At 51.7% G+C, this 10,005-nt stretch carries 8 protein-coding genes; 4 read left to right on the forward strand and 4 right to left on the reverse strand.

Annotation, left to right across the window (positions count from 1 at the left end; all coding sequences use genetic code 11):
- Positions 1-445 precede the first annotated feature (445 nt).
- Both P3X23_RS11805 and P3X23_RS11810 read right to left on the reverse strand, forming a co-directional pair.
- On the reverse strand, positions 446-1,696 hold the full coding sequence (locus P3X23_RS11805; RefSeq protein WP_300877029.1) for a VWA domain-containing protein: 1,251 nt from the start codon (positions 1,694-1,696) through the stop codon (positions 446-448).
- Positions 1,697-1,759: 63 nt separating this feature from the next.
- A complete protein-coding gene (locus P3X23_RS11810; protein WP_300877032.1) occupies positions 1,760-4,768 on the reverse strand; it encodes an SMC family ATPase in 3,009 nt (1,002 codons plus the stop codon).
- A gap of 127 nt (positions 4,769-4,895) precedes the next feature.
- Here P3X23_RS11810 and lepB point away from each other — a divergent pair, with 127 nt between their 5' ends.
- From lepB to P3X23_RS11825, 3 genes are all read left to right on the forward strand, one after another.
- On the forward strand, positions 4,896-5,462 hold the full coding sequence (lepB, locus tag P3X23_RS11815) for a signal peptidase I (RefSeq protein WP_300877035.1): 567 nt from the start codon (positions 4,896-4,898) through the stop codon (positions 5,460-5,462).
- Between the two features lie 806 nt (positions 5,463-6,268).
- Positions 6,269-6,601 carry a DUF760 domain-containing protein gene (locus P3X23_RS11820; protein ID WP_300877038.1) on the forward strand — a complete coding sequence of 111 codons (333 nt, stop codon included), beginning with the start codon at positions 6,269-6,271 and terminating at the stop codon, positions 6,599-6,601.
- 46 nt (positions 6,602-6,647) lie between these two features.
- A complete protein-coding gene (locus tag P3X23_RS11825) occupies positions 6,648-7,076 on the forward strand; it encodes a hypothetical protein (protein ID WP_300877041.1) in 429 nt (142 codons plus the stop codon).
- Here P3X23_RS11825 and P3X23_RS11830 read toward each other — a convergent pair.
- Positions 7,073-7,372 carry a hypothetical protein gene (locus tag P3X23_RS11830; protein ID WP_300877043.1) on the reverse strand — a complete coding sequence of 100 codons (300 nt, stop codon included), beginning with the start codon at positions 7,370-7,372 and terminating at the stop codon, positions 7,073-7,075. The genes P3X23_RS11825 and P3X23_RS11830 overlap by 4 nt on opposite strands.
- 87 nt (positions 7,373-7,459) lie before the next feature.
- On the opposite strand from P3X23_RS11830, the gene P3X23_RS11835 reads away from it, so the two are divergent.
- Positions 7,460-8,743 (forward strand): glycosyltransferase, encoded by a 1,284-nt coding sequence (locus tag P3X23_RS11835; RefSeq protein ID WP_300877045.1) that lies wholly within the window; start codon positions 7,460-7,462, stop codon positions 8,741-8,743.
- Here P3X23_RS11835 and P3X23_RS11840 read toward each other — a convergent pair.
- Positions 8,731-9,951, reverse strand: a complete 1,221-nt coding sequence (locus P3X23_RS11840; RefSeq protein WP_300877048.1) for a methionine gamma-lyase family protein — start codon at positions 9,949-9,951, stop codon at positions 8,731-8,733. The two genes, P3X23_RS11835 and P3X23_RS11840, sit on opposite strands and share 13 nt — an antisense overlap.
- Positions 9,952-10,005: the final 54 nt, after the last annotated feature.

The following is a 10,005-nucleotide window of genomic DNA, read 5'->3' on the forward strand; positions in this document are numbered from 1 at the left end:
TAACTTGCTTATAAAGCTGGGCAATCGGCTTGTGGGGCAAAGCTGGCACTAGAAGGGCTAATCCAAGTGCAAGTAGCCATCCTTTCGCATTTAGACTCATTTAGACTATTGAACTGACTGCGCCTGAGGTTCCCCCTTTCCTCCACTAAAAACCAGTCTCTATGGCATAACAGCAACGTCAGGATGAGAGTCGCAGTAACGGCACTTCCTATCAGCAAAGATAAAGGGGTGAGAAGATTCAAGGCTCCCACCACCAGTGTCACCAACGTTATTTGAACAAGGGTCAGGGATAGGAAAAGAGCAAGAGCATTTAAGGGCTGATGTGGGAAGATAAGACAGCCAGCGATCGCTGCCGCACCGGCGACTACACTAGAAGAGATAAGGTAGGTAACCATGCTTGATCTATTCCTAGTGGCAAGTGTTATCACAGGAAGGGCAATTTTTCCTAGGTCGAGGGGGGACTGCTCAAAACCGTTTTTGAGGCAATGCGCGTGCGTTTGAGAGCCGATTCACTGAGTGTGGATTGTTGCTGGAGTTCTTGGGCAGAGGCTTCGAGAATTTTTGCCGCTTCTGTATCCCCCAGTTGTAGGGCGGTTTTAGCAGCACTTTGAAGAAAAGTGGCTGCACCAGCAGTGTCTCCCGATTGCAGCTTCGTTTCCGCGAGCTTGGTTTTGCGGTATTTTTCCAAGGTGAGAATGCTTTGCTGCACCTGTGGATCCACTTCGGGGATGTGCTCTGGTTCTGCTGTGAGTGTGAGCGGAATTCTCTCAGAGAACAGGCCGACAGACTGCTGTACCGGATCGTCGTAACGGACTTGCATAAAACCCACAAGGTGAGATCCCGGCGGCAAAGGTTGAATACTAAGGGTAACTAGGAGCGTGCGTTTGACGGTAGCAGAGATATCGCCGACGCGAATCACATACTCGTGGGGATTAGGAGTTTCATAGGTGAGTTCGATTGTATCGGGAGCTACTTGGTTCACCGGTTTGAAGTTCCCTAGTTGCACCGCTTCACTCAGAGTGAGCAGGACATGGGCATTGGTGTAGTCTAGGCTACTGATGTGGCTAAAGAGCGATTGAAAACAGGCAATTGCTTGCTCAGCATACTCAATGAACATGAGGCGCCCGCCACCAGCATCGGCGATCTGTTCCAAGATATCCTGATTCCAGTGAACGCCAAACCCCAAGGTATTAAACGTGATGTTGTACTCTGCCGCTAGCTTGGCTAGGTCAAGACAGCGTTGGTTATCGCCGTGCTCATTTTCACCATCGGTGAGCAAAAAAGCTTGAGAGATTGTGCCCTGTTTGCCCTTGGCCAGCTCCGCCAGACCCAGTTTCATCCCCACGTCAATGGCAGTGCCTCCACTTGGTTCAAGAGCGCCAATTTGAGCTTTAATGATGTCTTTGTCCTCAACCCATTGATTGGGCACCAAAACTTGCGCCTTGTGATCAAACACCACGACGCTCAGCCGGTCTGTGGGCAGCAAGCGATCAACCAACGACTCTGCAGCTCGCTTTACCGTTACTAAGGGAACACCTGCCATTGAGCCACTGTGATCCAAGATGAGGCAGAGATTGAGGGGGGCGCGCTGGCGTTGTTGTCGCTGTGCTGTTATAGTCAGTTCCAGTTGCCGCTGTGCCCCCTGTCCGGCGCTGACAATGGGATCGCTGAGTTTGGCAATCAATTCAACCGTCATAATAGTAAAGTGTGTTGTTGCTGACCATACTCTACCATTTTGCCGAAAACTACTAGGCCTATTTTAGGTAATGATGCTGAGTTGGGAAGCTCCTGCTGTTTTAGTGACTTCAATGCGGGTTTGAAAAGCTTCCTTAAGGGCAGGGACGTGGGTAATGGCCAAAATGCAGTGAAATTCTGGAGCGATCGCGTTGAGGGCAGCAATGAGTCGCTCACAACCTTGGGCGTCTTGGGTACCAAACCCCTCGTCAATAATCAGAAACTGAACATCACTTCCAGAACGCTGTGCGAGCAGCCGTGCTAGTGCTAAACGCAAAGCAAAATTAATGCGAAAGGCTTCACCGCCGGAATAACTTTCGTAGGGACGGGTACCTTGGCAATCGGCAATGAGAATGTCAAGGGTTTCAATGGGTTTGGTGTCGGCCCCACTGCGGCGGCTGCGCTGAGTAATGAACTGAACATGGAGCTGATGGTTAGTGAGGCGACCGAGAATATGATTGGTTTCTGCCTCTAGATGGGGGAGGACGGTTTCAATGAGCATGGCGGGAATGCCATTTTTGCCGAGGGCTTGGGCTAGCTCACAGTAGAGGCGATACTGATGGCGGAGATGGGCGAGGGTTTGTTGTCCCTGTTCGTATTCCTGTGCGATGCGATGGAGTTGCTCTAATTCAGCGGTGAGCTTTCCGTGGTGGGCAAGGTTGGCCTCTAAGATCTGCTGCTGTTTGAGGAGTTCCTGTTGACGTTGGTTGAGACTGGCGGCAAAGCGGTTAGCAGCACGAGCTGTTTCCTCAAGGCTGGCAAGTTTTGCGGTAATATGTTGTAATTGTCTCTGTTGTTGCTGAAGCGTCTCCGCAAGGTGCTGGAGGTCTTGGCTCAGTTGGGGTTGGCGCGATCGCCCACGTTGCAGGGCTTGATAAGCTTCATAGTCGGCTTCTAGGGCAGCTAGTTGTGCCTGAATTTGGGCATGGTGCTCAGGATCGTAGGCCAAGGCTGCCAACTGCTGGTCAAGGCTTGCCAGCGTTTGTGCTAGCGGAGAAATTGTTTCAAGGGCATTGAGCTGCCGTTGCAGTTCCTCCTGTTGTGCCATTAGGGCAGGCAGTTGTTGCTGAATCTGACGGTATTGCCGTTGCGCTTGGCGGAATTCCTGTTCTTTGGCTTCAGCCCAGCGCCATTTTTCCACTTGCCCGCGGGCGATCGCCAGATTTTTTTCGTCATAGCTCAGACGTGCCAGTTCCGCCTCAATTACTTGTAATTCCTCCAGCGTCTCCTGAGGGCCTTTAGCAAGCTGTTGCTCAATTTGCTGAATTTCCTTGGCCAAGCGCTCCAGTTGTGGTTCTAAATCCTGCGTACTCTGGAGTTGCTGCTGAAGTTGTCCCCGTTGCTCAAAAAGTTGTGTCAGTTGCGAGATTTCATAGCCAACATTGAGATATTCCCGCCGCAGGACTTGAATTTCCCGCTCTGTAACCGCCATTTGCTCGCGAATGACCCACACTTGATTCAGAAGTTCTTCTTTTTCAGCGGCGTTGCGCCGTAGGACTGCCTGATGGTGCTGGGCATCAAGGGGACGTTGACAAAGGGGGCAAATAGCTCCCGGCTGGTTGAGGAGTTCTAAGCGCTGCTCCAGTTGACTAATTTGCCGTTCATACTCCCGCTGGCGGGCTTGGAGTTGCTCTAGGAAACGGCGGCGCTCTAGTCCCTTTTCCCGCACATGATCTTGATAAATGCGCTGTTTTTCAAGAGTTTCAATCTGGGCAGTAATCAATGTCACCGCCTCTTGGAGAGCGGGCTGCCGTTCCACCTGTTGATGGAGATGCCGCCACAACTGCTGCAATTCGTCGCGACGGCTGCGGAGGCGCTGCTCCTGCTGTTGCCGTTCCAGTTCAAGGCGCTGTTTAGCTTGGAGGAGGGGAAAGACTTTCTGCTGAAGCTCTTCCTGTGCCCGGAGGTAGACCCGCGATCGCTGTAATTGTTCCAGGGCAGCGACAATCTGGTTTTCTTGCTTGAGAAGCTTTTCCAACTGCTGACATTGTTCTAGCAGAAATTGTTGCTGGCTCTCCAACCCATGCAGGGTACGCAGAAGGTCTTGGCGCTGCTGGTCGAGGGTCTGCTGGTGGCGATCGCGCACTTGGCGCAGGCGTTGATATTCGGCAAAACACTGCTGCAATTGCGCTTCGGCAGTTTTAAGGCTCTGCCATTGGCTGACCGCGGCTTCCAATAGAGGGGCACGGGCTTCTAGCTCCGCAATGGCCGCCTGTTCTTGGCGAAGCATTTGGCACTGTTGCTCCAGATGGGCAATTGTTGTCCCTAGGGTGTCTCGCTGTTGTTGCAGATGCTCGTAGTCCCGCTGTTGCAGTTGATGGACGTGGTAGGCGGCTTGTTGCTCTTGGAGCCGTTGTTGACACTGCTCGACCTGCTGCCGTTGTTGTTCAATTTGCCGATGTAGGGCTGCCTGCTGGGCACGCAAGGTGGGTTCTTGAGCCAGTTGATTCTCCAGGGTCTGGAGCCGTTGTTCTAAAACAGTGATTTGGGCTTTGTAGTCACGGGCGCGATCGCGGGCTGCTTCTGCGAGAGTCTCGTATTGATCTAGGCCTAAAAGGCTTGCCAAAAGCTGCTTGCGCTCACTGGGGCGCTTGGCCATAAATTCATCGGCACGGCCTTGACGCAAATAGGCACTGTTGACAAATGTGGCATAGTCAAGGCGAAGAATTTGAATAATTTTTTCTTGGGTAGCTCGCAGCGATCGCGCCGTTAGGGAGGTATAGCCCGCCGCCGTCTGAATCTGTAACTCTAAAACCGTATGCTGCTGCCGTCGCCGCAACCGCACCACCCGATAAGTCTGTCCTTGGACGCTAAACTCAAACGTTACTTGGGCTTCCATTTCGCCGTAGTAGATCACATCATCCTCACGGCTAGCGCGGCTTTGGCCCCATAGCGCCCAGGCGATCGCCTCAAGGAGCGAGGACTTGCCCGCCCCATTGGCGCCACAAATACAGGCCAGATGTAACCCTGCAAAGGGAAGAGTGGCTTGGCGATAGCTGAGGAAATTGCGCAATATCAGTTGACGTGGAATCATTGCCGCCGACAAAGGGCACCATACCCTTGATGTTTGCACAGTTTTGGCTATCCTAGGAGGGGCAAGACGCTCACAAAGAACCGAAACCGCTACTATAAAAAATGTTGGTTTCCCTCAATCCCCTTGTATGTCTGCTCCAACAACAAATTCTCCATCCCGCTGGCAAGTGTTGCGCAACAATGCTCTAACCATTGGGGTGGCTCTGTTGATTACTCTCTTGATTCGTACGTTTGTTGCCGAGTCCCGCTTTATTCCTTCGGAGTCTATGGAACCCACCCTGTGGCCCAACGATCGCATTGTTGTTGAAAAGATTACCTATCGCTGGCGATCGCCCCAGCGCGGAGACATTGTTGTCTTTTACACCCCACCGCTGTTACAAACCATGGGCTATAAAGCCGACCAAGCTCTGATTAAGCGGGTGATTGCCATTGCAGGGGAAACGGTGGCGGTTCACGATGGTTACGTTTGGGTCAACGATCGCCCCCTTGAGGAACCTTACATTACCGAGCCACCGTTGTACACCCTACCAGCAATGACTGTGCCTGAGGGGATGCTGTTCGTTATGGGGGATAACCGCAATCACAGCAATGATTCCCACATTTGGGGATTTTTGCCCACCCAAAACATCATTGGTCGGGCGATCGCCTGCTACTGGCCGCTCAACCATGTAGGTTATCTTGCCTCTAAAAGTTAGTAGAGGTGTTTTGGCTCAGCTATAATTAAACTTGACAAATTTGGCCAATACAAGCAACTGTCCTTATTAACTGGCCTCACAATAAGTGCATCTTCATAAATTGCGATAAATTCTCAATCGGCCACCGCCGCAGAGACAGTTTAACGCCACTACTGCTTTCCCACCTATGTCACCCCCCCAACCTAGGCGATGTACGGTGCAGAACTGTCACCGTTTAGTGAAACTGGGCTTGCTGAGTGATAGAAATGATTCCTGAGAATGCCATAGCCGTAATGATAGAGGCTTTGCGAGCTGGAAGTTTCGAGATTGGTAATGCATTTATCGACTGTTAGACAAGTTGAGAACTCAGTCAGCGATTTCAATAGTGCATTTAGTGCATTGGAGTTTTGATTGACAGCCAGAGCGACTTGTGGCCTCTCGCATCCGCTCGACGCAGGCTGAGAGTGTTAATTTTTGTTACAGAATTCAACACTTCTGCCGAAAAATCTTGTGTCAGACTTCGGCTTACCTAAAGAAAGTTTGACCAATGAACGTACAGTTAAGGTACCACTCAGCCTAAAATTACCTTTACCGCTGGCGTCAGGCAAATTTTGAACAGCAGTTGCCAGTTCACAGCAGGATAGTCCCAAGGGCTGAGGTGTTTGAGGACGGATTTGACAATAGCTTGAAAAGATGCTAGGCTGGGTAGATACTTGTTCTACTCTTTAAGGTTTTAGGGGAAGAATACAGGATTTCTTCCTTTTTTCTAGTCTCTCAATCCATTGTTCAACACTTCTGATAGTTAACATAACCAACGAGCACTGCTTATGGTTTTTGATCCCGGAAACGCTAATTTCTACCAGTCTTCTACGGATGATGGGCAGCCCAATTTGCTCCTGAAGTACCTGCAAAGTCAATCACCAGAGGTTTTGACCCGTATTGCCCGTTCCGTCAGTCCAGAAATTCGCCAAATTATCAGCCAGAATGTCCAAGGTCTTGTGGGTGGCCTTCCCTCCGAAGAGTTTAATGTGCAAATCGCCACCGATCGCGACAATCTTGCGGGATTATTGGCCTCAGCGATGATGACGGGATATTTTCTGCGCCAGATGGAACAGCGCATGGAACTGGAAATGAGCCTTGGCGATCTACCGACCCCCTAAACTCTGTCAAGATAAACTAAACATGAATTTAATGCGAGTGTTGCTTGTGTCCGATCCTTGGCAACAGTTTAAGGCACTGCCTTGGCGATCGCTGGTGCCCACAGGTCTTTTGATTACCTTGATGGCAGCGCTGTTTGATACTGGTCTTTACTATATTGCCGCTACTATGACAGCGGTGCGCGAGGCACTAATGATCCTGCTGCAGTCTCCCTTGGTTTTATTAATCCGCCTTGGTCTAAGTATTGGCCTTGGTATGGTGGCAGTCATTTGTTTGGAGGTCTGGTTTAACCCAGCGCCTATCTACAGCGCTACCCTCTGGGCGTTATTTGCGTGCGTCCTAATGGGCAGTATCTTCTTTAGTTTTTTTGGCGGCACTTTGGGACTGCGACCCCTATTTTTTCCCTTGACCGATGTGTTCTTGATTGGCACAGCTGTGGGGATTTTCTGGCAAGGTCGTCGCTATTGGCAGTATTAGGTTGATTTTTCAAAACGAGGCGCGGGGAGCTTCGGAACGACGGCGCTAATCTCAGGGTTAAAAGTGCCATCAAAGGCATCGGCTCCTTGAAACAAATACCATACTGCCTCAATGACGCAGGCAATGCGAGCAATGCTACCCAGAGAACCATAGGGCACCGTTGAAAAGAGTAGCCCCAGCAGTAGATAAACGCCACCCCATAGAGGTTGACGCAAATAAAATTTATGGAGACCGGGGAGAAAGATACCGGCCAACGCTAAAAGAATAGCGATCGCACGATGACGGTAGCTTATCATTGACAACAGTGAATGATCCGACAATTGGATATCTAGGTAGTCTTTATTAAATTTAATTTATCAAAATGGAATCTTGAGGAGTTTGGTTTGCCCCAACCGCTATCTGTTGCTGTCTTTATTTGCCTTGAATGGCAACCCAATGCTGGGGGACATGTCAAATGTTGGGAACGCTTTGCCGAAGCTGCTAGCCACTACCCAAACCGCGTTGACCTAACGATTTATTTCCTTGGTGAAAAACGGCAAACCCTAGAGGTGGCGGCCAATGTTCGCTACCAATTGCTACCGCCGCAATTCAGCACGCATTCATTGGAAATTATGCGCCAAGGGGCGGGCATGACCGACGTGGCTCCCTTTCATTGGGCATTGCGACACTATTTACCTCAACATCAGGTGTTTCACATTACGGATACCTTTAGCTTTGCCCAAACAGTGCGCCGCTTTTGTCGCCAGCACCATCATCCTCTGCTCAGTTCAATTCACACTGATTTGCCGTTACTGACCCGCACCTATTCACGGGAAATTATTTGGCGCATGAGTGGCCGCAGTTGGGGGCGAGATTTTTGGCGCTGGCTATGGCTAGAGCAACTACAAGTGGATCACTGGTTTGGTTGCCGAGCCGAACGCAAATTAGCAGGCTTTATGCGTGCAAGCGATCGCGTATTGGTCTCGCGACAGCAGGATGCCGATTGGCTCCTCACGTTTTTGCCTCCTGAGCGGGTGGCGTGGTTTCAGCGGGGAATTGATCGCGATCGCTTTCATCCCCGACTTCGCCATCCCCAATGGCTGCGGGAAGAGTATCGCCTACCAGCAGTGCCGGTCATTCTTTTTGTCGGTCGGGTAGATGCCAGCAAAAATGTGCTCCTGTTGGCGCAGGCGGCTCAGGTACTAGCCAACCAAGGGAAGGCATTCCATGTTCTAATTGTCGGCGAGGGCGCACAGGCTGCAATTGTCAAGACACTTTTGGGCGATCGCGTCACTCTCATCGGGAAGGTGGATCAAGAAACATTGGGGGCGATTTATGCAAGCAGTGATCTATTCGTCTTTCCCTCAGAGTCGGAAACTGGTCCAAATGTAGTGGTGGAGGCACGGGCAGCGGGGTTACCCGTTGTCATTTCGGGTTTTGACGGCGGACGTAAGTATATCAAATGCTCAGGGGAGGATGGGATCGTGGTTTACAGTCGCGACCCCCAAGATTGGGCCGCCGCCATTACCCCACTTTTAGAAGATGCCCACTACCGCCAGCGGATGGGAGCACAGGCACACCAGATCACTCAAGCGACTTGCCCCACATGGCAGGAAGCCTTTGAGCAGAGTATTTTGTGCCAGTGGGAAGCGGTTGCCCAAGTCTACGGCTGGTCTCAAAATGCCTGATCTAGCAGGGCTTCTAAAATCAAGGCCATGTGCGTCCAGTGGGTTCCCCCTTGGCAAAAGACAATATAGGGCGGACGCAATGGGCCATCGGCAGACAGTTCTGACGTACTGCCATCAATAAACGTGCCCCCCGCCATCACTAGATTGTCGGCATAGCCGGGCATTGGCGCGGGCACTGGGTCTAAGTAAGAGCCCACTGGCGAGTAGCGCTGCAATGTGCGGCAAAAGGCAATAAGCTTTTCAGGACTGCCCAATTGAATGGCCTGAATGACATCGCGGCGGGGGGCAAGGGGGGCAGGGTTGACAGGATAGCCCAGTTGGTCAAACACGTAGGCCAATAAATGGGCGGATTTGAGGGCTTCACCAACCATTTGCGGCGCTAAGAACAGTCCTTGGAAAAGCAGACGATGTTGATCAAACGTGGCTCCCCCTGCATGGCCAATTCCGGGTGCCGTCAGCCGATAACTTGCTTGCTCAATGAGATCGGCGCGCCCCGCTAAATAGCCCCCCGCCGTGGCAATGGTGCCGCCGGGATTTTTAATCAGAGAGCCTGCAATTAAATCGGCGCCCACATGGGGTGGTTCTTGGGTCTCGACAAATTCGCCGTAGCAGTTATCAACAAAGCAGACCACATTGGGATTCTGCCCCTTGACCAGTTGAATCATTTTGCCGATTTGCTCCAGACTGAGGCTTGGGCGCCAAGTATAGCCACAGGAGCGTTGAATCAGCACCATGCGAGTCTGCGGCTGGACACAGGTGGCGATCGCCCCCCAATCGGGTTCGCCATTCTCTAAGAGGGGAATCTCGCGATAGTGAATGCCAAAGTCCTTGAGGGAGCCTTGGCCGTGCCCCCGCAGGCCAATGACTTCTTCCAAGGTGTCGTAGGGGGGGCCTGCCAAGGAAACCAGTTCATCGCCGGGGCGGAGCACGCCAAAGAGGGCCGTGGCGATCGCGTGGGTACCAGAAACAAATTGCACCCGCACTAGGGCAGCCTCTGCCCCCATTACCTCTGCAAAAACGCAGTCGAGCACCTCACGCCCCAGATCCCCGTGGCCATAGCCGGTCATGCTACTAAAGTGGTGCACTCCCAGCCGCTGCTGACGGAAGGCACTAAGAACCCGCTCTAAATTTTCTTTGACGCGAGCATCAATTTCCGCAAAGGTGGGTGCAAGGGCCTCTTGGGCGGCTGTTAAAAGTGGAGTTTTCACGTCAAGGGCAAGGATTGAGCAAAGACTGTAATAAATAATATCTATCTATATCTA

This window comes from Thermosynechococcus sp. Uc, assembly GCF_029335995.1.
Lineage (GTDB): Bacteria > Cyanobacteriota > Cyanobacteriia > Thermosynechococcales > Thermosynechococcaceae > Thermosynechococcus.

What these genes read in the sequence shown, in the direction of transcription:
- P3X23_RS11820 (WP_300877038.1), top strand. Translation starts at nt 6,269, where the DNA reads ATGGTTTTTGATCCCGGAAACGCTAATTTCTACCAGTCTTCTACGGAT.
- P3X23_RS11830 (WP_300877043.1), bottom strand. Translation starts at nt 7,372, where the DNA reads ATGATAAGCTACCGTCATCGTGCGATCGCTATTCTTTTAGCGTTGGCC.
- P3X23_RS11805 (WP_300877029.1), bottom strand. Translation starts at nt 1,696, where the DNA reads ATGACGGTTGAATTGATTGCCAAACTCAGCGATCCCATTGTCAGCGCC.
- P3X23_RS11810 (WP_300877032.1), bottom strand. Translation starts at nt 4,768, where the DNA reads ATGATTCCACGTCAACTGATATTGCGCAATTTCCTCAGCTATCGCCAA.
- lepB (WP_300877035.1), top strand. Translation starts at nt 4,896, where the DNA reads ATGTCTGCTCCAACAACAAATTCTCCATCCCGCTGGCAAGTGTTGCGC.